Origin of the sequence: Agromyces fucosus, from assembly GCF_004134865.1 — a bacterium.
GTDB classification, from domain to species: domain Bacteria; phylum Actinomycetota; class Actinomycetes; order Actinomycetales; family Microbacteriaceae; genus Agromyces; species Agromyces fucosus.
This window is the reverse complement of sequence record NZ_SDPO01000002.1, coordinates 180,665-203,928: the sequence shown is the minus strand read 5'-3', so window position 1 is coordinate 203,928 and position 23,264 is coordinate 180,665. Positions and strand designations below refer to the sequence as shown.

Below are 23,264 nucleotides of genomic sequence, written 5' to 3'. Positions count from 1 at the left end.
GTGGACTTCTCCTTCGCATTCACGCCCGAACTCATCGCCGTCTTCGTGACGCTGTTCGTGCTCGAGGTCGTGCTCGGCGTCGACAACGTCATCTTCATCTCGATCCTCGCGTCGAAGCTCCCGAAGGAGCAGCAGGCACGGGCTCGCAACCTCGGCCTCACGCTCGCCATGGTGATCCGCGTGATCCTCGTGTTCTTCGCGGGATGGATCATCACGCTGAAAGAGGACGTCGTCGTCTGGTTCGGCATGGGCTTCTCGGTGAAGGACTTCATCCTCATCGCCGGCGGCCTGTTCCTCGTCTACAAGGCCGTCACCGAGATCCACCACAAGCTCGAGGGTGCCGAAGAGGAGCACGGCGGTGCCGCGCCGAAGCGCATCACCTTCAGCTCGGTGCTCCTGCAGATCCTCGCGCTCGACATCGTGTTCTCGCTCGACTCGGTCATCACGGCCGTCGGCATGACCGAGAACCTCGTCGTCATCGTCACCGTCGTCGTGCTCTCGTTCGGCATCATGCTCTTCGCGTCGCGCTTCATCTTCTCGTTCGTCAACCAGCACCCGACGGTGAAGATGCTCGCGCTGTCGTTCCTGCTGCTCATCGGCGTGTTCCTCATCGCCGAGGGCTTCGGCGTGCACATCGACAAGGCCCTCATCTACGCCCCGATGGCGTTCGCGATCCTCGTCGAGGCGCTGAACCTCGTCGCCTCGTCGCGGAAGGCCAAGCGCGAGCAGCGTCGCCAGGAGGCCGTGCAGTTGCGCCCGCAGTACCCCGACGTCGACGAGTCGGTCGCGGTGTCGGCCGCGCTCTCGAGGGGCGAGGGTGCAGGGTCGGTCGGCCTGTCGAACCGCCCGGTCGAGGGCGAGTCGGATGCCGCGGAGGAGCGCGCCGGGCTCGGGTGAGCGTCAGCGGATCGTCAGTGGAGTGCGTCAGCGTGGGTCGGCGTCAGCGCTGAAGATCGACCGGGACACCGTCTGCGCGACTCCGGGCGGCGGCCTCCACGATCGCGACGGTTGCGACGATCTCCGCCGGCGGTACGGTGGGGAGGCCGCTTCGACAGGATGCCGCGATGCTCGTGAGCAGGCCGACGAGCATCCCTTCGCTCGCCTCGATCGCGAACGCCTGCGACCCGGTCGGGGAGTCGATCACCCCGCGGGTGACGGGGTGCCATTCGGCGTCGCCGCCGAGCACCGCGACGCGGCCGTCGGCCCACGTCGCAACGACGCGATCGCCGGTGGCATCGACCGTCGCGCAGTCGGGACCGAGCGCGGCGACCGCGAGGTCCACGAGGTGCACGCCGTACCAGGCGAGGAAGGGGTGGTGCGGTTGCTCGGGCAACGGGCCGTCGAGGTCGATGCGCTCGGCGTCGCCCGCGGCCGCCAACGCGCGGCGGAACTCCGGCGTGAACCGCTTCGGAGAGCCCGCCAGCACGAGGCATCCGTCTGCTGAAGCCTGCTCGAGCATCTCGATGGCCTCCTGGCGGGTTGGCGCGAACCGCGTGTCGATGTAGATCGGCTTGCCGAGGGGACTGAGGCGGCGCAGGTACCCCGGGTGCGTTCGCGAGTCGCTCGCGACCACCAGCAGGGCGTCGGATGCCTCGGCCACCGCCTCGGGCGAATCGAGCCACGGCACCCCGAGTCCGGCGACCTCGTCGGCGAGCTGGTCGTTGCGGTCGCGACTCGGCGGGAAGTCCGCGACGGTGGGGCCCTGCCAGGCGGCGACGATGGAGCCTCCCGGCACCATGCCGGAGCGCCCGTCGCCGAACAGGCGGGTGAACTGCACCGAGTGCGCGGAGTCCACGCCGATGAGGCCGAAGCGGAGCGGCTGGGCGCCGGTCGGAGTCATCCCTTGACGCCGCTCGAGGTGATGCTCGCCACGATGTGCCGCTGCAGGAACAGGAAGATCACGAGGCAGGGGATGAAGCTGATGAGCGCCGCCGACATGATGTTCGCCGTCGACACGGTCTCGGTGTTCAGGGTCGCGAGGCCGACGGTGAGCGTGCGCGCCTCGTCGGACTGGCCGACGACGAGCGGCCAGAGCAGGTCGTTCCAGTGCCAGAGGAAGACGAAGATGGCGAGCGTCGCGAGCACGGGCTTGATCAGCGGGAGCACGATCGACACGAAGGTCCGCCACTCCCCGGCCCCGTCGATGCGGGCCGCATCGAACAGCTCGTCGGGCAGGTCGCGCACGAACTGGCGGATGAGGAACACCGCTTGCGCGTTCGCGAGCGTCGGCAGGATGAGGCCCCAGAGCGTGTTCACGCCGCCCCAGCCGGCGACCATGATGAACATCGGGATGAGGGTCGCCTGCATCGGCACCATGAGCGTCGCGACGATCGACCACAGGATGATGTTGCGCCCGGGGAATCGCTTGCGAGCCAGTGCGTACGCCGCCATCGACGCCGTGAACAGGATGACGACGACGGAGATCACCGAGTAGAGGAACGAATTCGTGAGCCACGTCGTGAACTCGCCGACGTTCAGGATGCGGATCAGGTTGTCGAGGGTCAGCTCGGTCGGGATCGCGTACGGGAGCGTCGGGGCGTTCTCGGGGGAGAGTGCCAGCACGACGACCGCGATGAGCGGCGCCACGGTGAAGAGCGAGACGACGATCAGCAGGATCAGCAGGCCGGTCTGCCTCCGCTTCGCCGGTCGGCGACGGGCGCCGTTGCGGCCGGGGACCTGCCCGGGTCGGGGGTTCCCGCTCGTGGGTTCGCCAGCACGGCGGGTCTGGGGAAGGGCGGTGGTGCTCACAGCTCCTCCTTTCCTTCGAAGAAGCGTCGCTGCACGAGGGAGAGCACGAGCACGATCACGAACAGCACGATGCCGATGGCGGCGGCGTAGCCGAAGTCGAAGTACTTGAAGCCCTCGTCGAACAGGAAGTAGATGAGGCTGTAGCTGGCGCGGGCCGGGCCGCCGGCGGTCATGACGTAGATGGTGTCGAAGACCTGGAATCCGATGATCGTCTCGATGACCAGCACGAAGAACAGCACCGGCTTCAGCAGCGGGAAGGTCACGTGCCAGAACCCCTTCCACGCGTTCGCGCCGTCGATGCGGGCCGCCTCGTGCACTTCGGCGGGCTGCGCCTTGAGGCCGGCCAGGAAGATCAGCATCGAATAACCGAAGCCCTTCCAGACCGAGACCATGGCGAGTGAGGCGAGCACGAGCCACTGCTCGCCGGAGAGGAAGAGCACGGGGCCGAGGCCGACCGTTTCGAGCGCGGCGTTCAACGGACCGTCGATCGCGAAGATCCACGTCCAGATGATGCCCGCCAGCACGAACGAGCTGAGGTACGGCACGAAGAGCAAGGCCCGGAACACGCCGTTGTAGCGCACGAGCTTGTTCAGTAGCAGGGCGCCGACCAGCGAGACGGCGATGATGAGCGGCACGAAGATGCAGACGTACCCGAGGGTCACGCCGAGCGACTGCCAGAAATGCGGGTCGCTGAAGAGCCGGGTGTAGTTCTCGGCACCGAGGAAGGTGACGTCGCCGTTCAGCCGGTATTCGGTGAGGCTCATCGCACCGGCGCCGCCGATGGGAAGGAACTTGAACACCGCGAAGATCACGAGCGTCGGGAGGATGAAGAGCAGGCCGGCGACGGCTTCCCGTCGATTGGCGCGACGTGCGCCTGCCGGCCGGCGCGGTGCGCCTGTGCGCCGTGCAGTGGTGGCGGTCATGAGTGGGTCCGATCGACGAGCTGGGCGGATGCTTCGGGGCGGGCCGGGGGTCGACGTGCGACCCCCGGCCCAGACGGGTCAGGCGCGGTCGAGCTCGGCGCGGGCTTCGTCCGCGGCCTTCTCGAGGGCTTCCTTGGGCGACAGATCACCCGCGAGGGCGGCCTGGATGTACGGGGCGAGCACGCCCATCACCTGACGGGCGACCGGCGACGGCTCACCGGGGTTCGCGGACTCGAGGGCGCTGCCGAGCGCCTCGAAGTCCGGGCCCTCGCCGGGCGCGCCGACATCGGTGCGGGTGGGGAAGTTCACAGCGGCGGCGTTCAGCGCGGACTGCTGCTCGGCCGAGGTGAGGAACGACAGCACCGCGTACGCGGCCTCCCGGTTCTCCTTCTTGTTGATGGAGGTGAGCGACAGCAGACCCGGGTTGCCGTACGTGGCCTGCATCTCGCCCTCGAGCGGCTCGCCGAGGGCGAAGGCGTCCTCACCGAGTGCGGCACGCATCTGGTTCACCTCGGGCAGGAAGGTGGTCGCGCGCATCGCGGCCTTGCCCGAAGCGATCGGCGCGCCCTCGACAGCGGGGCCCGCGGTTGCGGCATCCGCCGGCAGCCCGCCGGCCTCCTGGAGGTCGACCAGGAACTGGAGCGCCTCGACGCCTTCCTTCGAGTCGAACGCGATGTCGGAGCCGTCCTCGGTGAAGACCCGGCCGCCCGCCTGCCAGAGGAACGGGTAGAACGAGAGGTTGAGGGTCTGCTCGGTGCTGCCGGCGTAGTCCATCACCGCGATGCCCTGCTTCGCCAGCACGGGCGCCGCGTCGAGCACGTCGTCCCACGTCTTCGGCAGGTCGAGCCCCGCCGCCTCGAAGATCTCCGTGTTGTAGGCGGTCGTGAAGACGTTCTGGAACAGCGGGACGCCGTACAGCTCGTCGTCGAAGGTCGCCGCCGACAAGGTTCCCTCGTAGAAGGCGTCGCGATCCTCGGCGATGGCCTCGTCGACCGGGAGGAGGCCGCCGACGGTGAGGTAGGTGGCGGCCTGGTCGGGCGTGATGAGCACGAGGTCGGGGCCGGTGTTGGCCGCGAGCGCGGCCGAGATCTGGGCATCGCGCTTGTCGAAGGTCTGCAGCTCGATCGTCAGGTCGACGCCCGGGTACTCCTCCTCGAACGCGGTCTCGGTGTCGGCCCAGTACTGCTTGCTGGCGGCCTCGTCCTTGATGACGGGGTACATCCACATCGTCACCTCGCCGGTGACCTCGCCGTCGGCGGCAGGGGCGGTCGGGGTGTTCGAGGCGCAGGCGGTCAGGGCGAGCGCGCCGGCGGCGGCGACGGCCGCGAGCCGGAGGTGTCGTCTGGTCATGCTGTTCTCGCTTTCTCGGGGGTGTTCCGGAAGCCTCGTCGGTTCCGGATGGGGGTTGGGGTCAGGGCAGAGCGGGTTCCGCGTCGCGCGCGGCCGATTCGAGGGCAGCCAGCGCGAGTCGGTGGCGTCGCAGCTGGGGCTGCGGCGTGAGCAACGGGTCGCCGGTCTCGCGCATCCAGCCCAACAGGGCGCCGGCGAGGGCGGAGTACGCCGCGCGGTGCGCGACTTCGCCGGCGATGTTGGAGGTCTCGTGCGGGTCGGAGCGGAGGTCGTACAACTCGACCGTGGGGCTCGTGCCGATCGTCGGCCCGGCGAGATCGGCCGGCAGGCTGCGATGGATCCACGACTGGGTGGGATCCATCGCCCGCGGGGCGTTCGAGAAGTTCACGATGAGCTTGTGGCTCGTCGAGCGCACCGAACGTTTCGGGTCGTAGTAGGTGTGGTAGCTCAACTGCGCGAAGGCGTGCTCGCGCCCGTCGGCACCGCGCTCGATCACGGGGACGAGGCTGTCGCCGGTCACGGTATCGGGCGTCGGCAGGCTGAGCAGTTCGAAGAGGGTCGGCAGCACGTCGACGTGGCTCACGAGCTCGTCGATGCGACGGCCCGCCCAGTCGCCGCGCCCCGGGGCGCGGATGAGCAGGGCCACGCCGGTTCCCGCGTCGTAGAGGGTGCACTTCGCGCGGGGGAGTGCGAGGCCGTGGTCGGTGGTGAACACGACGATCGTGCGGTCGTCGAGGCCGAGGGTCTGCAGCCTGGCGAGCACCCGGCCGACGCCCTCGTCCATCGCGCGCACCGCACCCTGCAGCTCGGCCATCTCCGTGCGAGCGCCCGCGTCGTCGTGGAGGTGCGCCGGCACCGTGACACCGAGGCTCCGATCGGGGTCGACGCTCGTGCCGAGGAAGCCCATGACGCCGACCGGGTCGCGGTCGGACGGCGACCGGTGCGGCTCGTTGAACCCGACCTGCAGGTAGAAGGGCGCGCCGTCGGCGCTCGCCGCGTCGAGCGCCTCGAGCGTGCGTTCGGCGACGACGTCGCGTTCGCCACCGGTGCGTACACGGTCGAATCCGAGTCGCACGGCGATCTCGTCGTCAGGCAGCACCTTGGACTCGTGGTGCACGCCGACGAGCTCGGTCCGGTATCCGGCGGTGTGCAACCGGTGCGCGATGTGCGTCGAGGGGTCGTGCAGGTCCCAACCGAACGGCTCGTGGGTGAGTCCGAGCACGCCGTTCTGCTGCGGGTAGCTCCCGGTGAAGAGGGAGGCGCGTGCCGGGCTGCAGTGCGGCGCGGTCGAGAAGGCGTGCTCGAACACCGTCGACTCGGCGGCGAGCGCGTCGAGGTGCGGTGTCGACACCGTCTCGACACCGTAGGTGCCGAGGAACCGGCCGAGGTCGTGGCAGTGGATGATGAGGACGTTGTGGGGCATGTCATCCCATCCGTTCGACGTCGATGCGGGTGAGGGCGTACTGCAGGGGGCGGCCGGCGAGGAAGCGGCGGATCTCGTCGACCACGATCAGGCCGGCGCGCCGGCGGGATTCCACTGTGGCTCCGCCGAGGTGGGGAGTGACGAGCACGTTCGGCAGCGCGCGCCACCGGTCGTCGAGCGGCTCGACCTCGAAGACGTCGAGTGCGGCGTCGAGGCGGCCCGAGGCGACCTCGGCGTAGAGGGCGTCGGCGTCGAGCAGCTCGGCGCGGGCGGTGTTGACCACGAGGGCTCCGTCGCGGAGCAGTGAGAGTTCGGCGGCGCCGAGCATGCCGCGCGTCTCGGGCGTGGCGGGGGCGTGCAGGGCCAGCACCTCGCACTCGCGGAGCAGGTCGTGGAGTCCGCCCTGTATCGCGTGGAGCGGGTCGCCCGCCGGCAGGTAGGGGTCGTAGACCGTGACGTCGGCGCCGAGCGCCGTGACGAGGTCGATGTACTGGCGCCCGGTGCGGCTGGCGCCGATCACGCCGATGCGACTGCCGCGGATCTCACGCGCACGCGGCACCTCGCGCGCCTCCCACCAGTCGCCGCCGCTGCGCAGGGCGTGGTCGGTGCGCTGGGTGCGTCGCAGCAGCGACATCGTGAAGGCGAGCGAGAGCTCGGCCACGGCCGGCGCCATCGCCGCGCCCGCCTGGGAGATCGGGATGCCGGCGGCCCAGAAGTCGTCGCTCGTGACTGAGCGGAGCGAGGATGCCGCGTGCATGACGAACCGCAGCTCGGGCGCGTCGGCCAGCCGCGTGGCGTCGAGCGTCGGGAACCCCCATGCGGTGACCGCGACGTGCACACCCGAGAGCGTCGCGCGGAAGGCGGTCGTGTCGGCCAACTCACCGGGCTCGGCGACGACGACCTCACCGAGCTCATCGAGCGCCGACCGGGTGTCGGCGGGGAACATCGCGGCCAGCTCACGGGCGGGCACGCTGAGCAGGATGCGTACCTGCTCGGATGGTTCGGGGTGCGCTGTCGCACTGACTCCGTTGTCGTCGGTCATGCGAGCAGCGTAGATCGGAAAATTGTGTTTTGTCAATGACCGAAGTAATAGTATGGCGATACGCTGCGATGGGTTCCCCCGATCTCGGCGGCCGACTCGACAGAATGGGGTTCGACGATGACCCGGCTCACGACAGGACGACGGCGATGAAGCTGCGCGCGGGAAGCAAGGCGCTGATCCGCGAGATCAACGAGGCGCTCGTGCTCGACGTCGTGCGTGCCCGCGGCCCCGTCGCGCGTGCCTTCATCGCCGTGCAGACCGGGCTCAGCCCGGCGACCGTCACCGGCATCACGGGCAGGCTCCTGCACTCGGGCGTGCTCGTCGAGACCGACGTCGTGCGCGGTACCGGGGGGCGACCGGCGCGACTGCTCGAACTCGGGCGCGACGCGGTCTTCGCGATCGGTGTGCGACTGACCGCGCACGAGGCGTACGTCGCGTTGATCGATCTCGCCGGCGAGATCGTCGCCGACCACCGGGAGCCACTCGCCTCCACGGCTCTGGCCGATGCCGTGGACGCCGTCGTGCGCTCGGTCGAGACGGTCACGCATCGACAGCAGAGCGGCGAGGTGGTCGGCATCGGCATCGCCGTGTCGGGTGTGGTCGATCAGGCCCGCGGCCGAGTGCGGCACAGCGGCACGCTCGGCTGGGAGAACGTGGCACTCCGCGCGGAGCTGGCCCGTGCACTCGACGCCCCTGTCGTGCTCGACAGCCACGTCAACGCGTTCGCGTCGGCCGGGCTGCTCTACGACGGGCGCCTCGAGGGGCGGGACCTCATCGTCTTCAGCGTCGGGCAGAGCCTCGGTGCATCTCTCGTCGTGCAGGGCCGCATCCACCGCGGGTTCGATGCCTCGGCCGGAGGCTTCGCGCACTGGCGCGCGGTGGGCGGCGCCGACCGCGCGTGTCACTGCGGGGCGCACGGATGCCTCGAGACCTGGGGGAGCGGGTGGGGCATCGAACGGGAGCTCGCTCGTCGAGGGGTCGCCGGGCTCGACGCGGACCCGGCGTCGGTCGAGCCGGTGCTCGATGACGCTGCTCGAGAGCTCGGCATCGCGATGGCGAACGCGAGCAAGATGTTCGGCCCCGAAGGGGTCGTCGTGGCCTTTGCGCCCGAGCTCGACATCCCGCGTCTCGCCCGCGGAGTGGCGGCCGCCTTCGAAGCCGAGTTCGTGCACGGCAACACCGCGGCTCCGCACCTCGACGTCGTCGTGGGTGCTGAGGCCGAAGTGGCGAAAGGGGCCGCCTACGAGGTGCTGTCGCCGTTGTTCACCGCCGAGGTCGCGCAGCTCGACGAACCCGACGTGGTCGACGCGCTCGCCTGACCTCCCGGTCAGCCGATCCGCGCGCTCAGCCGACCCGCGCGAGGAACGCGAGCACGCGCTCCGTGAGCAGCTCGGCCGCAGCCGCGTCGTAGCTCGGCAGGCTGGAGTCGGCGAAGTAGTGCTGGTCGCCCGGGTAGAGGAACAGCTCGGCGTCGTCGGCGACCTCGACCAGTTCGCGCGCGGCCTCGACGTCGCCCTCGTCCATGAAGATCGGGTCGGCGTCGGCGCCGTGGATCTGCACCGGCACGCCGGCCGGCCAGGAGCCGAACTCGTCGACGGGCAGGCACGAGTAGAAGAACAGTGCCCCTCGTGCGCCGGCGCGGGTCTGGGCGAGCTTCTGCGCGGGCACGACGCCGAGCGAGAACCCGCCGTAGACGAGCTCGTTCGGCAGGCTCGCAGCAGCGCGCTCGCCGCGCGCCATGATCTCGTCCCAGCCGACTTCGCGGGCGTAGCCGACCCCATCCTCGATCGTCGCGAACGTACGCCCCTCGAAGAGGTCGGGCGTGTGCACCGAGTGACCGGCGGCGCGCAGTTCGTCGGCGAAGGCATGCAGGCCCGCGGTGGGGCCGAGCGCGTGGTGGAAGAGCAGTACCTCTGACATCGTGATTCCCCGTTCGAGAGCGATCTGACGATTCCGATCGCGAAGTTACCCGCCCGGTCCGACATTGTCGACGGGTGCGAAGGCGGGTGCCCTCCCGCTCGGTGCGAGCGGGAGGGCACCCGTGCCATTCAGCCGGCGATCAGACCGGACCGGAGCGACTCAGCTCGCCGCGTAGATGCCGAGCTCCCAGATCGAGTAGCCCCACGTCGACTTGCGGTCGATGCCCTGCATGCGCACGTACTGCACCGGCTCGCTCTCGTCGAAGGTGTAGACGTCGAGCGCGCATGTCGAGTCGTCGACCGTGCGGATCGTCGTCCATGTCGTGCCGTCGGTCGACGTCTGCAGCTCGTATGCGGCAGCGCACGCGGCCTCCCAGTTGACGGTGATGCCGCGCACGACCGTCGGCTCGGCGAGCTTCACCTGCACCCACGAGTCGTCGCTGTAGCCCGACGCCCAGCGGGTCGACGGGTTGTCGTCGTTGACGTTCTTCGCACCGAACTGCGGCACCTCGGTGCTCGAGGCGGTCGCCGTGCCGCTCGGCGCGACGTTGACGACATCGCCCGCGTCCCACATCGCGAGCGTGAACCCGATGCGACCGTGGAAGGCGTCGAGCACGCCGTCGGCGATGCGCACCTTGGCCTTGCCCCACGAGTTGTCGGGCGGGTCGACGACGACCGCGGCCGCTTGCGCCGCCGTGGTCTTCGCCGAGGCGGCGAGGGCATCGGATGCCGCGGTGTCGCCGTCGATCCTCGCCTGCACGGCGTCGAGCAGCTCGACCGTCGACGCGCCCCAGAGGGCCGCCGCATCGAGCCAGGGGTCCGAGTCCGACACGAAGGCCGGGTCGGTGGTGCCCGAGCGGATCGCCTCTGGAGCGTCGGCGATGGACTGGGCGTAGCCGCGCAGCCCGGCGACGGCGCCGGCCCGGTCGCCCGCACTCCAGGTCTCCCAGAACGCCGCGATGTGTGCGGCGAGCTCGGGAGCCTGCGGCTGCCAGGGCGCCCCGAAGCTCGGCGCGAGGTGGTTCAGGTCGGCGAAGACGCGGAGCGCAGCGGTCGTCGCGGCATCCCCGTTCGCGAGGTGATCGAGGGCACGCGACCAGTTGTGCCCCGCGTCGTACGCCTCGTCGTTCCACGTGAAGTCGGCGACGCCGAAGATCGCGATCTTGCTCGCGGCGGCCTGGTTCATGGGGTTCGAGACGATGCCGGCGAGGTGCTCGCCGAGGCCGGCCTCGCGCTTGTCGTACGGCGCCATGAGCAGTCGCCCTGCGGTGTTGCCGTAGTCGTTGACCGGGTAGTTGTCCCAGAGGAAGGTGGGGCCGCCGAAGACCGTGGCGGCCTGCTGCGCCTGGGCGACCGTCACCGACTGGGGAACGACGCCCTCGCCGGTCCACATGACGACGATGTCCTCGTCCATGGTGCGCAGCGCCGTCTTGTAGGCCGAGTCTGCGGTGTTCGAGTACTCGGTCGGCACCATCTGCAGCGGATTCACGCCCTCGTGCGTCTCGACGAACTCCCGCTGCACGCGGTCGAGGAAGGCGGCCTGGGCGACGCCCGCCGTGCGGGCGCTCGGTGCACCGAACGTCGTGCGGTCGCCGTCGCAGTGCCAGCGGCCGTAGTCGATGTCGTCGAGCGGGATGTTGAAGGCCCGGACGCCGAGGTCGTACATCTGCTGCAGCTTCGATGCGACCGCCTGGTAGTCGGCGTCGCTCGAGTAGCAGACGGTGTTGCCGGGCGAGAGCGCGAAGGTGAAGCGCACGTGGTTGTCGGTCGCGGTCGTCACGAGCTCACCGAGCTCCGCGAGCTTGTCGGCGGGGTAGGGATCGCGCCAGCGATCGCGGTGGTACGGGTCGTCCTTCGGCGCGTAGATGTACGTGTTCGCCTTGACGTCGCCGTAGAACTCGAGCTGGTCGAGTCGCTCCTCGTGCGACCAGGGCTCGCCGTAGAAGCCCTCGATCGTGCCGCGGAGCGGCATCGAGGGGAAGTCGGTGATCGATGCGCCGGCGATGCGGTAGCCGCCGTCGTCCTTCGGTACGAACAGCTGGTCGAGGGTCTTGACGGCGTAGTACTGGCCGGCCGCGTCGGCGCCCCCCAGCGCGACCGTGCCGAGCGGTCCGGCGGATGCATCGGCCAGGAGCGCGTACCCCTCGGCGTGCGTCGGCGCCTCCGTCGAACCGAGCGCACTGTCGATGTCGGCCCTCGTGGCTGCGCCCAACTTGATCGTGAGCGGCGCCCGGCCCGTCGCCGTCGAGCGCTCGTCGATTCGGTCGACGCCGTGCTCGCTCAGGGTCTCGCGCAGCTCGGCGAGCGCCGCGGCATCCGTGTCGTCATCGACGACGATCTCGACCCGGCCCGGCACGTTGAGGTCGGAGCCGGCGCGGGTGATGGACTGCGGTGTCGGGCTCACCGCCGGGAGCGGGCCCGATGGCGGTGCCGCTGAGGCGGAGAGCGGCGTGAGCATCCCCGCCATGGCCACGGCGGAGATGCCCACCGTGGCGACCGTCTTGCGAATGGACTGCATCATTTGCCTCCAACTGTCTCGACGAATTCGAGTCAACGGAGTGCCGAGATCCGGTCAGCACCACTTTGTTGACTAGGTAAACTAAGCATTCTCGACGCTATGTGATCCCAACTCCGAGCGTCAAGAGGCAAGATGTCATCGTGCAGGCATCGGCCCGAGACCGCCGGCACGACCCGAGGAGACGATCACCGTGAGCACCGCCGACCCGCAGCGCAAGTCCGACCTCCTGCGCCGATTCGCGCGCTCGGGCCAGTCCGAATCGCAGACGGGCATCCGGCGCGAGCACCTCCTCCGGGCGCTCGGCCTGATCGCACGTGAGCCCGCGCCGGTCACGCGAGCGGTCATCGCCCGACGCACCGGCCTCACCTCCGCGACCGCGTCGTCGCTCGTCGCCGAACTGATCGCGCTCGGCCTCGTCGTCGAGACCGGTCGTGCCGAGAGCACCGGCGGCAAGCGGGCGACCCGGCTCGAGCTTGAGAGCGACGCGTATCTCATCGTGGTCGCCGTGGTGCGCACTCGCGCGATCGACACCGCGCTCGTCGACCTCGCGGGGCGCACCGTCGAGAGCCGCCGCCTCGACGTCACCGGGGGCATGGAGGTCTCGACCGTCGTCGACGCGATCCGCGAGCTGACCGACGGACTCGAATCGCGGGTGCTCGCCGCGTGCGTGCAGGTGCCCGGCGTCACGGCCGCGGGCGTCGTCGTCGACAGCGTGCAGCTCGGCTGGCGCGACGTGCCGCTCGCCCGCATCCTCGAATCCGAGATCGGCGCGCCGACCTCGGTCGTGAACGACGTCGACGCCGAGGCGCTGACCGAGGCGGTCGACGCCGACGATCGGGCCATCCGTCTTGTCGTGCACCTCGGCGAGGGCGTCGGCGCCGCCATCACGACGGGCGGCTCCCTGATGACGGGCGCCACCGGCCGGGCGGGCGAGATCGGGCACGTTCGCGTGATCTACGAGGGCGCGCGCTCCAGGTGCCGGTGCGGCGTGTCCGGATGCCTCGAATCGGCCACCTCGATGAGCGCGATGCTGGGTGACACGTACACCGACGAGCTCGACGAGCACGACACGACCCTGCTGGCGTCGACGGCCGAGGCACGGGAGCGCATGGGCTTCGGTGCCCGAGCGCTCGCGCGTGCCCTGCGCATCAGCTCGGCGCTGATCGACCCTGAAGAGATCGTCATCGCCGGTGCCGCGCCGGCGCTCGGCCCGCACTTCCTCGGCACGCTCCGCGACGAGTACGAGATGTATCCGGCCAAGGGGACGACGCAGGTGGCGATCCGCTACGGTCGCCCCGAGCTCAGCCGGTACCTCGGTCCGGCGAAGTTCGCGCTCGCGCCGGTGCTCGGCGACGCCCTGCCGCTCACGCAGGCGCGCTGAGCCGCTTTCGCCGGTTGGCGATCTCCGAGGTCGCCACGATGACGACGAGCACGGTCACGGCCCCGGCCATCGCGTACGCGGCGTCGACGACCGATGCGGCGACGCCGAGCGCGATCGTCAGCACGAGGGCCGGGATCGCCCAGCCGAGCACGGTGCTCAGGGGACGCCCGAAGCGCAGCGAGATGATGGCGTTCGTGCCGTAGAAGATCGCGATGCCGCCGCACAGGGCGATGGCCGACGCCTGGGGGAGCGGTTCGTCGGGATGCTGGATCGCGCTGTCGAGGGCGCCCGACACCGCAGTGACGCCGACGACGATGAGGAAGGGCAGGAACCCGACGGTGTCGCGGATCGCCCGGAAGTCGCCGGCCTCGCGCAATTCGTCGAGCCCGACTCGCATCGCATCGGTGCCGTACATGAAGAACGACCACGCGAGGAGCGAGATCGTCGCGAGGCCGAGCATCCCCACGATGCCGGCGGGGAGGTTCCAGCTCTCGTTGAGCGCGCCGACGGTGGAGAGCACCGACTCGCCGAGCACGATGACCACGAGCAGGCCGAACCGCTCGGAGAGGTGCTCGGTGTTCATGCGCGGCAGCACGCGCGCCGCCCAGTTGCTGCTGCTCGTGACGAGCAGCGTCACCTCGACGACGATGCTGAGACCCCAGAGCGCGAACATCCACGGGCTCGGCAGCCAGATCGAGACGAACCAGAGCACGGCCGTCACGCCGTTGTAGACGAGCAGCCGGGTTCGCGACGCCGCGCCACTGCCCCATGATTGCGTGATCCACAGGCCGAGCAGCACGAGCCTGAGTGCGGCGTTGCCCGCCGCGAACAGCCATGCCCGCTCGCCGGTCGCTTCGGGGGCGGCGACGGCGATCGCCCCGACTGCGAACATCGCGGCGAGCATGACGAGGGCGAGCTGCCGGCGGCTGAGCCACGGCATGACGTTCACGGTGAAGGTCAGGTTGACCCACGACCACCAGACCGAGGCGAACAGTGCCGTGAACAGCAGCAGCCCGGCGATCGACGGGTGGTCGTGCAGCGGGTGGGCGAGCTGGCCGACGAGGGCCACGAAGATGAGGTCGAAGAACAACTCCATCCAGTGGGCACGCGACGGGTCGCGGTCTGCGACGGTGATCTGCCCGGATGCCTCGATGCTCATCGCGAGCCCGCATCAGGGCTGCCGGACTCGGACATCGTGAACCTCCTCGTTCGTCGCAGCATGACACGTGCGAGCGCCACCCGCACCCGTTCGCCGACGGCGCACCGGCAGTCCCGCCCGGCGGGGCCGGCCCGCAGGGCGAGCGAGCACAATGGGAGCATGGTCGAGATCTCGGACGCGGACTTCGAACGCATGGTCGGCGAGGTCTTCGACGCGCTTCCCGACGACATGGTGCGCGGGGTCGAGAACGTCGCGATCCTGATCGAGAACCAGCCGGTCGGCGAGCGGCCGCGCCTGTTCGGCCTGTACAGCGGGCGGCCGCTGAAGACGCGGGGGGTCTACGGCTTCGGCGAGCTGCCCGACCGCATCACGCTCTTCCAGAACAACATGCAGGAGCACAGCGCCGACCTCGATTCGCTGCGCACGAGGGTGCGCATCACGCTCGTGCACGAGATCGGCCACTACTTCGGCCTCGACGACGCGAAGCTCGGGGAGCTGGGCTGGGCGTAGGCGGCGGTCGGTCTCAGTCGAGCTCGTCGCGGCGACGCACCAGGTAGGCGGTCTCCGCGGTGTTGCCGGCGAGGGCGATGGCCCGGCCGTAGGCGTCGTGCGACTCGTCGCGCCGCCCGAGCCGGCGCAGCAGCTCGGCCCGTGTGGCGTGGAAGGCGTGGTAGCCGCCCAAGGCGTCGCCCAGACGGTCGATGGCCGGCAACGCGGCATCCGGACCGTCGAGCTCGGCGACGGCGATGGCGCGGTTGAGGGCGACGATCGGCGAGGGGTCGAGGCGCACCAACTGGTCGTACAGGGCGACGACCTGTCTCCAGTCGGTGTCGCGGGCGTCTCGCGCGTCGGTGTGCACGGCGTTGACCGCCGCGAGCAATTGGTAGCGGCCGGGCGCGATTCCGGATGCCAGGCGCTCGCGCACCAGTCGATGGCCCTCGTCGATCAGCGCTTCCGACCACATGCCGCGGTCCTGTTCGCCGAGGGGCACGAGCTCGCCGGCCGTCGAGACGCGAGCGGGGCGACGTGCCTCGGTGAGCAGCATCAGTGCCAGGAGGCCCGCGACCTCGCCGTCGCCCGGAAGCAGCGTCCGGATCAGGCGGGTGAGCCGGATCGCCTCTGCGGTGAGCTCGGCCCGAACGGGGTCGGTGCCCGGACCGGTCGCGAGATAGCCCTCGTTGAAGACGAGGTAGAGCACCGCCAGCACGCCGGAGATGCGCGCCGGCAGGTCCTGCGCCGAGGGCACGCGGTACGGGATGCCTGCTGCCGCGATCTTGTTCTTCGCTCGCGTGATGCGCCGAGCCATGGCAGGCTCCTGCACGAGGAACCCTCGGGCGATCTCGGGCACGGTGAGGCCCCCGACGAGGCGCAGGGTGAGTGCGATGCGCGCCTCCATCGCGAGCGCCGGGTGACAGCACGTGAAGATCAGTCGCAGCCGGTCGTCGTCGATGGCGCCGAGGGGTTCGAGCGGGGTGTCGTCGGTCAGCATCATGGCCTCCCGGTGCTTGTCGGCGCGCTTCTGCTCGCGCCTGATGCGATCGATCGCCTTGTGGTTGGCGGTCGTGGTGAGCCAGGCGCCCGGGTTCGGCGGCACGCCGTCGGCCGGCCACCGCTCGACGGCCGTGGCGAAGGCCTCGGCCGCCGCATCCTCGGCGATGTCGAGGTCGCCGAAGCGCCTCGCGAGCGACGCGACCACCCGGGACCACTCGGCGTGGTGCGCCCGGGTGATCGCCTCACGTGCGTCGACGGGGTTCACGCGGCGCTCACACGAACAGGAGCGGGCGCACCTCGAGGCGCCGGTTGCACGCCTTCGACCCGGCGGTCATGAGCTCGAGCGCGACGTCGAGGTCGGGCGCCTCGATGATCCAGAGCCCGGCCATGTGCTCCTTCGACTCGATGAAGGGGCCGTCGGTGAGCACGGGTTCCTCGCCGCGCGCGTCGATGACCGTCGACGTCTCGGGCGCGGCGAGGCCCGCGGCGAACACCCAGTGGCCACCCGCCCGGAGTCGCTCGTTGAACGCCCGGATGGCCACCATCTCCTCCTCCGTGCCGGAGCCGGTCTTGTCGTCGATGACGGAAACCAAGTACTGCATCTCAAACCTCCACGTGCCGTTCAGGGACATTCTGGTCTGCGCCGCCGCGCGGGGCTACGCGTACTGCGGCCGGCCTGCGGGCCGGAAGGTCTGCGCCATGATGCCGGTCGCGAACGTGCGCGACTCGAGCAGCTCGAGGGCGAAGTCCGTGCCCTCGTCCGGGAAGAGTCGCGTGCCGGCGCCGACGATCACGGGGAAGACGATCAGCGTCATCTCGTCGACGAGCTCGCGTTCGAGCAGCCAACGGATGAGCTGCCCGCTGCCGTGCACCTGCAGCTCACCGCCCGGCCGCGCCTTCAGCTCGCGAACCGCGGCCTCGACGTCTCCGGAGAGCACGGTCGTGTCGGCCCACTGCGGGTCGGTGATCGTGTTCGATGCCACGAACTTCGGGCGCGTGTTCAGGGAGCTGACGAACGGGCTGTCGAAGTCGTCTTGCACGCCCCAGTAGCCGGCGAAGAGGTCGTAGGTGCGCCGGCCGAAGAGGAACGCGTCGGCGCGCCGGTAGAAGTCGCCGATGTAGGCCGTCGACTCCTCGTCGCCGAGCGGGAGCGCCCACCCGCCTCGCTCGAACCCGGGATCGAACTCCGGGTTGTTGCCGCCGTTGGCCTGCATCACGCCGTCGACGGTGATCTGGGTGTTGGTGATCAGCTTCATGATCCTGGTCCCTTCACGGGCCGCCTCCGATCGGCGACCTCTCACCCTTGCTACGAACAGCGTGGCCCCGATCGGACACCTCCGGCAGAAGTTTCTCGACCTGTCACAAATCGGGGTCGGCCCGTGTCGTATGTGGTGAAGGGCCTGAGAGGAGACCAACGTGTCGGGAGCATCGGGAACGCGCACGGACGTCACGGGACGGCTGGCCGAGAGCATGTCGAAGACGCGGATCGGCAGGCGCGGGGGCGCCGCGATGCAGGAGCTCCGTCACCGCGTCGTGCCGCTGCACTGGTCGAACCTGTTCGGAGTCGTCGCGCTGGCCTGCCTCGCGGTCGTCACCGTGACGGGCGTGGTGCTCATGTTCCACTACACGCCGTCGAGTGCGACCGTCGCCTACGACGGGGCGTATCCGACGTTGCACGGCGCACAGGTCTCCGAGGCGTTCGCGTCGACCATGCACGTCTCGTTCGAGGTGCCCGGCGGGCTCGCCCTCCGGCAGGCGCATCACTGGGCCGCGCTCCTGTTGCCGGCGGCCCTGCTCGCGCAGCTCCTGGTGACCTTCTTCACGGGGGCGTTCCGCCGGCCACGACGTGCGGGCTGGGTGCTGCTGTTCCTCCTGCTCATCGCAGCGCTCGCGGGCGGATGGAGCGGCTACGCGCTGCCCGACGACATGCTCTCGGGCACCGGGCTGCGCATCGTCGAGGGCATCACGCTCGGCATCCCCGTGGTCGGCACCTGGCTGAAGGACCTGCTGTTCGGCGGCGCGTTCCCTGGCGAGATCATCGAGCGCCTGTACCCGCTGCACCTCGTGGTCGTGCCGGCGATGATCGCGCTCCTCGTGGTGCGCGTCGCGCTGCTGGCCCGGCACCGGCCGCCGCAGTTCGCCGGCCCCGGGCGAACGGAGGCCAACGTCGTCGGCGTGCCGCTGTTCCCCAATGCCGCGGCCCGCGCGGGCGGGCTCTTCCTGATCGTCTCGGGCATGCTGATGCTGATCGCGGCGACCGTCACGATCAACCCGATCTGGCTGTACGGGCCGGCCTCGCCCGGCGATGCCGGCGCCGGCAGCCAGCCCGACTGGTACACGGGCTTCCTCGACGGCGCGCTGCGGCTCGTGCCCCCGGGCTGGGAGTTCGTCGCGCTCGATCGCACCTGGACCCTCGCCGTGCTCGTGCCGCTCGCGGTGATCGGGGCCTTCCTCCTCGTCGTGGCCGTGTACCCGTTCCTCGAGGAGCGGATCACGGGCGACCGGGGCGAGCACCACCTGCTCGACCGCCCGAGGAACATGCCGACGAGAACCGGCATCGGTGTCGCGGGCGTCGTGTTCTACGCCACGCTCTGGGCCGCGGGCAGTGCCGATCTCATCGCCGACGCCTTCAGCCTCACGATCGAGGGTGTCGTGCTCACCCTGCAGGTCGTGCTGGTCGTCGGGCCCGCCATCGGCTTCACCATCACACGGCGGGTGTGCCTCGGCCTGCAGCGCAAGGACCGCGACGTCGTGCTCCACGGGTTCGAGACCGGGCGCATCGTGCGCCTGCCGGGGGGCGAGTACATCGAGGTGCACGAGCCGGTCGACCGGTACGAGCGGTGGCGCCTGCTCGAGACCGGGTCGCGTTCGTCGGGGTGACGGCACAGTGACGGCGCAGGACTCCGCCGCGGATTGGGGATGGCGGGCGACCGCACCCCTTCCGTAGGCTGTGCCGCATCGACGGGCGCGCGTCGTCCGTTCTCCACCGGGGTGGGGGAGCGAGCATGGTGGACTGGTTCTACGAGACGAGCATCCTGATCACGCTGCCGCTGTTCGTGGGCGGATTCGTGCTGATCTCGTGCCTGATCGTCGTCGCGCTGCGTCCGGTCGTGAACCGGCTCGTGACCGACCCGAAGGAGTGGGACCGCGCTCTCGCGCACGTCATCGGCACGTTCGGCGTCTTCTTCGGCATCCTGCTCGCGCTCGTCGCCGTGTCGGTCTACGAGAACTTCGCGTCCACGCGTCAGGCCGCGATCGAGGAGGCCGGCCAGGTCGGCGCGCTCTACCGGGCGACCACGGGCCTGCCCGACGACCAGGGCGACCGGATGCGGCAGGTGCTCGACGCCTACATGCACGCGGTCATCGAGGTCGACTTCCCCGATCAGTCGGAGGGGGAGCTCCCGAGCGCCAGTGAAGTGCAGGTCGACCAGTTCGAGCGGCTCCTGCACACCGTCGAGGCCGAGACGCGCGGCGACCAGGCCGAGTTCGAGCAGGCGCTCGCCACCTTCGACGACTTCATCGAGTCCCGCCGAGCGCGCATCGACGCCACCGCCCTCGCATTGCCGCCGCTCTTCTGGGTCGTCATCTGGGTGGGTGCTGCCGTCAACGCGGTGCTGATCGCGTTCATCCACGTGTCGAACCGCCGCCTGCACCTGCTCATGGCAGGGCTGCTCGCGGTGTTCATCGGGCTCGTGATCTTCGTCACGGCCGACACCGACCACCCGTTCGCCGGGGCGATCTCGATCGGGCCGGGCGCCTACGAGCGGGTGCTCGAGCAGATCATCGACGCGCGCCAGTAGCGCGCGTCGCTACATCATCGACTGCAGCAGCTTCGTGGCCCGCTGGTTGTCATCGGTCGCGAGCACGACGCGGTTCCTCGCGGCGACGTAGACGAGCGAGATGTTGATGCCCGCCTCGGCCAGCGCGCGGGCCATGCCACCGAACACGCCGGGGGTGTCGAGGTCGGGCTCGGGCAGTGCCGGGCTGACGATGACGTCGGTCTCGGCCTCGACCGCGATGCCGGCCTCCTCGAGCGCGGTACGGGCGCCCGCGACATCCTCGACCAGGATGTGCACGGCACCCCGGCCGCCCTCCATGATCGCGCAGATGCCCTCGATGTTGACGCCTGCACCCCCGAGCGCTTCGCCGAGTCGGGCCCCCTCGCCGGGCTGGTCCTCGAGGGTGACCAAGAGATCCTTCGCCATGTCGGCACCTCCTTGTCGGATGCCTCAGGTCTACGCCCGCGCTCGCGGCGCGTCAACGATGCCGGGCACCGAGTATCCGCATGAGCGCGACCCTCTCCGTTCCGTCTGAATTCGGGGACGCGGGAGTGTGTTCGCGGGATGATTGATGTACGCATCGCACCTCAGGGAGGCGAACGTCATGGCATTCGACACGACGAACGGTACCCGTGGAGCCCGCCAGCCGGGACGCAATCGTTTCGAGCGGTGGGCGAACCTGCGAATGGCCCAGCGATTGCGTCGGAAGGGCGACCGGAGCGGCAACAAGCTGGTGCTCGTGACGGTGGGCAAGAAGACCGGCGAAGAGCGGATGACTCCGGTGCGCTGGTTCTCCGGCGACGGCGGGACCCGACTCATCGTGGCGTCGGCGAGCGGCGCGCCTCGGAACCCTGCCTGGTACTACAACGTCGCGGCCCACCCCGACCGGGTTCGCATCGAGTACGCCGGCCAGCGCATCGAGGTCACGGCCGTGCAGTTGCACGGCGCCGATCGCGAGGCGGCCTGGCAGAAGATCACGGCCCAGGCGCCCGGGTTCGCACGGTACGAGCGCATCACCGACCGGGAGATCCCGGTGATCCGGTTGACGCCGCGGCGAGGGTGAGCCGCGGCATCCGAGTGCGGCACGGAGTCTCGTCGACTACCGAACCCCGACTCCCGCCGCTCGGAGCTGGTCGCGAAGGCCGTCGACGCCGTCGAACGCGTGCGTGCGCATCGAGAGACGGTCGGCGCCGACGAGCTTCGAGGCGGTGTCGTCGGTGAAGAACACCTCTGGGCCGGTCGCCCCGAGAGCGTCGAGCACGTGTTCGAACGCGCGCACGTCGGGCTTCACGAAGCCGATCTCGGCCGAGTTGAAGATCGCATCGAACCGACCGGCGATGCCCTGCGCGCTGAGCTCCGCCGGGATGGTGTCGGTGCCGTTGGTGAGCACGGCCGTCGTGAGCCCCAAGCCGCGGATCTCGTCGGAGAGGTCGAGGAGCGCGTCGTCCACCACCGACGGTTGCCCGCCCCACTCCTCGGCCGCCGGCGCACTCCCGGCCGACTCGCCGACCCGGCGCACCCATTCGGCTCGAGTGATCCGCCCGGTCGTGACCTCCTCGATCAACGGGTTCGCGAAGGCGATGCCCGCGATCGTGCCGTCGGCGAGCCCGTGCCGGCGCTCGATGCCGGCGAGGTGGTCGGGGTCGAAGTGCCGGATGACGCCGTCGAGGTCGAAGAGCACGACGCGAATCATCAGGCGGGGTCGATCCGCAGCACGGGCGCCGATTCGCCGACGGTGAGGTCGTCGACGACGCGGATGCCCCGCGCGAGCTCGTCGACGGCACCGACGACGGTGCCGAACCGCTCGCGATCGCTGCACACGGCCGTCACGCTCACGAAGTGCGTGCCGAGGTCCCAGGTGTAGGTGGCGAAGGGCGGGCGGCCGCCCTCGGGCAGGGGCATCGCGAGCTTCTCGCCGACGCCGAGGTAGTCGCCGCGGAACTCCTCGGTGTCGTCGTACTCGATCGGCATCGAGGCCCGCGCCATCCGCAGTTGGGGCGTCGCCTCCTGCACCTGCGCCATGACGACGAGCAGTTCCGGCTCGGCCTTCCAGACCCACACGAGCACCCGGCCCGCGGCCTTGCGCATCAGGAACGGGACGGCCTGGCTCATCGCCCACGCGCTGAAGCCGCTGCCGGCGCCGCCCGGCGCGGCACCCGGTCCCTTGGCCTGCGTCAGCAGCATCCGGATCGCCGCCTTGCGGTGTCGGCGGCCGCGGAATCCGAGGGAGTCCGTGATGGGCACCCACTTGGAGAGGTCGGGCTCGGCGTGAAGTCGGGGCACCCCTCCAGCCTACGAGTCGCAGACCCACGACTCGCAGGCCTACGAGTCGCAGGCCTCGCTCGACGTCGCGGCCACCGACGGCGGCAGCACGGTGAGCAGCGCCTTGACGACCTTGAAGAACTCCACGCCGGTGCCGCCGTCGCCGTTGCCGATGAGGGCGAACACGGCGCCGGAGCCCTCGAAGTACTGCACGTGCGCACCGTAGCCCGGCTCGGCGCCGCTGTGGTTGAGATCGAGGAGGCATCCGGTCGCCGGGTCGACGTGCACGCTCACGCCGAGCCCGTAGCCGTATCCCGCGTCGCTCGTGCCCGGGGCGCGATCGTCGATGCGCGCGGCCAGCATCTCGGGGGTGAGCCCGAATCCCTCGCCGAGGGCGAGCCCCCACGTGTGGAGGTCGTCGATCGTCGAGAGCATGGCGCCGGCCGCCCAACCCTCGTGGTTGGTCCAATCGGTGGTGTCGGTGGGCTGGGGCAGCAGCGGGCAGAACTCCGAGTAGCCGCGGTTGAACGGATCGGCCAGCACGGCATCGGGAGCGAAGCGGCTGCGCGTCATCTCGAGTGGCACCATCAGACGCTCGTCGATCAGCGTGCCGAGGTCGGTGCCGGTCGTGTGCTCGAGGATGCGCCCGAGCAGGAAGGTGTTGTACCCCGAGTAGGTGAAGCCCTCGCCGGGCGCATAGGCCTCGCGCGGGGTCGCTGCGCCGATCGCGATCACCTCGTCGGGCGTGATCGGCGAGTGCGGGTCGGCGCAGATCCGGTCCATCTGGGCCTCGCCGGGTGGGCCGATGCCGCTCGACATGTTCATGAGCATGCGCACGGTGATCTCGTTCGCGAGCGGGAAGTCGGGGTACCACTCGTCGATCGTGTCGTCGAGGGTGAGCCCGGCCTCGCCGTCGCCGATGACCTGCAGCGCAACCGTGCCGACGACGGTCTTCGTGATGCTCCCGATCTTCGACTGGTTCGCGCGGTCCATCGGCACGTCCCCGTCGAGATCCGAGACCCCGCGGGTGGCGACCCACTCCTCCTGGCCGGGAACCCAGAGCCCGACGACCACGCCGGGCATTCCGGATGCCTCGAAGCCCTCGTCGAGGGCCGCCTCGAGTTGCTCCCGCAGCTCAGGGTCGAGGGGCGGGGCGGCCGCGGTCGGCGGTACCGAGGCGTCGTCCGCCGTCGCGCCGAGGCATCCGCTCAGCATGGCGACCGTGGCTGCCGCGACCGCGGCGACCACCCATTTCCTCGAATTCCGCAT

General features: G+C 70.1%; 23 protein-coding genes. 7 read left to right on the top strand and 16 right to left on the bottom strand.

The features are described 5' to 3' along the window. Positions 1 to 897, top strand: coding sequence for a TerC family protein (locus ESP57_RS06735; protein WP_129231019.1), 897 nt, complete (start codon positions 1 to 3; stop codon positions 895 to 897). Between the two features lie 43 nt (positions 898 to 940). On the opposite strand, the gene ESP57_RS06730 is transcribed toward ESP57_RS06735, so the two are convergent. From ESP57_RS06730 to ESP57_RS06705, 6 genes are all read right to left on the bottom strand, one after another. After that, positions 941 to 1,840, bottom strand: a complete 900-nt coding sequence (locus ESP57_RS06730; RefSeq protein ID WP_129231018.1) for a Gfo/Idh/MocA family protein — start codon at positions 1,838 to 1,840, stop codon at positions 941 to 943. Further along, positions 1,837 to 2,748 (bottom strand): carbohydrate ABC transporter permease, encoded by a 912-nt coding sequence (locus ESP57_RS06725; protein ID WP_235507590.1) that lies wholly within the window; start codon positions 2,746 to 2,748, stop codon positions 1,837 to 1,839. Before ESP57_RS06725 ends, ESP57_RS06730 begins: the two co-directional genes overlap by 4 nt. Continuing rightward, positions 2,745 to 3,671 carry a carbohydrate ABC transporter permease gene (locus ESP57_RS06720; RefSeq protein ID WP_129231017.1) on the bottom strand — a complete coding sequence of 309 codons (927 nt, stop codon included), beginning with the start codon at positions 3,669 to 3,671 and terminating at the stop codon, positions 2,745 to 2,747. Before ESP57_RS06720 ends, ESP57_RS06725 begins: the two co-directional genes overlap by 4 nt. Before the next feature lie 78 nt (positions 3,672 to 3,749). After that, a complete protein-coding gene (locus tag ESP57_RS06715; protein ID WP_129231016.1) occupies positions 3,750 to 5,021 on the bottom strand; it encodes an ABC transporter substrate-binding protein in 1,272 nt (423 codons plus the stop codon). 61 nt (positions 5,022 to 5,082) lie between these two features. Next, entirely contained in the window at positions 5,083 to 6,444 is a 1,362-nt protein-coding gene (locus ESP57_RS06710) for a sulfatase family protein (protein WP_129231015.1), read from the bottom strand. Position 6,445: 1 nt separating this feature from the next. Continuing rightward, entirely contained in the window at positions 6,446 to 7,486 is a 1,041-nt protein-coding gene (locus ESP57_RS06705) for a hydroxyacid dehydrogenase (RefSeq protein WP_129231014.1), read from the bottom strand. A 146-nt stretch (positions 7,487 to 7,632) separates the two neighbouring features. On the opposite strand from ESP57_RS06705, the gene ESP57_RS06700 reads away from it, so the two are divergent. Next, entirely contained in the window at positions 7,633 to 8,805 is a 1,173-nt protein-coding gene (locus ESP57_RS06700; protein WP_129231013.1) for an ROK family protein, read from the top strand. A 25-nt stretch (positions 8,806 to 8,830) separates the two neighbouring features. Here ESP57_RS06700 and ESP57_RS06695 read toward each other — a convergent pair whose 3' ends face one another. Together ESP57_RS06695 and ESP57_RS06690 are read right to left on the bottom strand one after the other, a co-directional pair. Next, complete coding sequence (locus tag ESP57_RS06695; RefSeq protein ID WP_129231012.1) at positions 8,831 to 9,406, bottom strand: dienelactone hydrolase family protein; 576 nt, start codon at positions 9,404 to 9,406, stop codon at positions 8,831 to 8,833. A 159-nt stretch (positions 9,407 to 9,565) separates the two neighbouring features. After that, entirely contained in the window at positions 9,566 to 11,926 is a 2,361-nt protein-coding gene (locus ESP57_RS06690) for a glycoside hydrolase family 84 protein (protein WP_243648435.1), read from the bottom strand. A 187-nt stretch (positions 11,927 to 12,113) separates the two neighbouring features. Between ESP57_RS06690 and ESP57_RS06685 the strand changes: the two genes are divergently transcribed. Next, the gene (locus ESP57_RS06685; RefSeq protein WP_129231011.1) at positions 12,114 to 13,304 is read left to right on the top strand and encodes an ROK family transcriptional regulator; all 1,191 of its coding nucleotides are present in this window, start codon (positions 12,114 to 12,116) and stop codon (positions 13,302 to 13,304) included. Here ESP57_RS06685 and ESP57_RS06680 read toward each other — a convergent pair. Next, on the bottom strand, positions 13,288 to 14,463 hold the full coding sequence (locus tag ESP57_RS06680) for a low temperature requirement protein A (RefSeq protein ID WP_129231010.1): 1,176 nt from the start codon (positions 14,461 to 14,463) through the stop codon (positions 13,288 to 13,290). The two genes, ESP57_RS06685 and ESP57_RS06680, sit on opposite strands and share 17 nt — an antisense overlap. Before the next feature lie 159 nt (positions 14,464 to 14,622). Here ESP57_RS06680 and ESP57_RS06675 point away from each other — a divergent pair, with 159 nt between their 5' ends. Further along, positions 14,623 to 14,973 carry a metallopeptidase family protein gene (locus tag ESP57_RS06675; RefSeq protein WP_115963462.1) on the top strand — a complete coding sequence of 117 codons (351 nt, stop codon included), beginning with the start codon at positions 14,623 to 14,625 and terminating at the stop codon, positions 14,971 to 14,973. 13 nt (positions 14,974 to 14,986) lie between these two features. On the opposite strand, the gene ESP57_RS06670 is transcribed toward ESP57_RS06675, so the two are convergent. From ESP57_RS06670 to ESP57_RS06660, 3 genes are read right to left on the bottom strand one after another with little or no spacing between them, the layout of a single operon-like run. Further along, complete coding sequence (locus ESP57_RS06670; protein ID WP_129231009.1) at positions 14,987 to 16,219, bottom strand: RNA polymerase sigma factor; 1,233 nt, start codon at positions 16,217 to 16,219, stop codon at positions 14,987 to 14,989. 7 nt (positions 16,220 to 16,226) lie between these two features. Continuing rightward, positions 16,227 to 16,556 carry a YciI family protein gene (locus tag ESP57_RS06665; protein WP_056005067.1) on the bottom strand — a complete coding sequence of 110 codons (330 nt, stop codon included), beginning with the start codon at positions 16,554 to 16,556 and terminating at the stop codon, positions 16,227 to 16,229. A 54-nt stretch (positions 16,557 to 16,610) separates the two neighbouring features. Then, complete coding sequence (locus tag ESP57_RS06660; protein WP_129231008.1) at positions 16,611 to 17,210, bottom strand: dihydrofolate reductase family protein; 600 nt, start codon at positions 17,208 to 17,210, stop codon at positions 16,611 to 16,613. A 160-nt stretch (positions 17,211 to 17,370) separates the two neighbouring features. On the opposite strand from ESP57_RS06660, the gene qcrB reads away from it, so the two are divergent. Further along, positions 17,371 to 18,834 carry a cytochrome bc1 complex cytochrome b subunit gene (gene qcrB / locus ESP57_RS06655; protein ID WP_243648434.1) on the top strand — a complete coding sequence of 488 codons (1,464 nt, stop codon included), beginning with the start codon at positions 17,371 to 17,373 and terminating at the stop codon, positions 18,832 to 18,834. Between the two features lie 125 nt (positions 18,835 to 18,959). After that, positions 18,960 to 19,754 (top strand): bestrophin-like domain, encoded by a 795-nt coding sequence (locus tag ESP57_RS06650; RefSeq protein ID WP_129231007.1) that lies wholly within the window; start codon positions 18,960 to 18,962, stop codon positions 19,752 to 19,754. 9 nt (positions 19,755 to 19,763) lie between these two features. Here the strand turns inward: ESP57_RS06650 and ESP57_RS06645 are convergent, their stop codons facing one another. Next, positions 19,764 to 20,159 (bottom strand): amino acid-binding protein, encoded by a 396-nt coding sequence (locus ESP57_RS06645; protein ID WP_129231006.1) that lies wholly within the window; start codon positions 20,157 to 20,159, stop codon positions 19,764 to 19,766. Positions 20,160 to 20,337: 178 nt separating this feature from the next. Here ESP57_RS06645 and ESP57_RS06640 point away from each other — a divergent pair, with 178 nt between their 5' ends. Continuing rightward, entirely contained in the window at positions 20,338 to 20,796 is a 459-nt protein-coding gene (locus ESP57_RS06640) for a nitroreductase/quinone reductase family protein (protein ID WP_129231005.1), read from the top strand. 36 nt (positions 20,797 to 20,832) lie between these two features. Here ESP57_RS06640 and ESP57_RS06635 read toward each other — a convergent pair whose 3' ends face one another. The 3 genes from ESP57_RS06635 to ESP57_RS06625 are packed head-to-tail and all read right to left on the bottom strand — an operon-like array spanning position 20,833 to position 23,264. After that, complete coding sequence (locus tag ESP57_RS06635; protein ID WP_129231004.1) at positions 20,833 to 21,426, bottom strand: HAD family hydrolase; 594 nt, start codon at positions 21,424 to 21,426, stop codon at positions 20,833 to 20,835. After that, positions 21,426 to 22,016: a hypothetical protein gene (locus ESP57_RS06630; RefSeq protein ID WP_056005054.1), complete on the bottom strand. Its 591-nt coding sequence runs from the start codon at positions 22,014 to 22,016 to the stop codon at positions 21,426 to 21,428. Before ESP57_RS06630 ends, ESP57_RS06635 begins: the two co-directional genes overlap by 1 nt. A 39-nt stretch (positions 22,017 to 22,055) precedes the next feature. Beyond that, positions 22,056 to 23,264, bottom strand: a complete 1,209-nt coding sequence (locus ESP57_RS06625) for a serine hydrolase domain-containing protein (protein ID WP_165877395.1) — start codon at positions 23,262 to 23,264, stop codon at positions 22,056 to 22,058.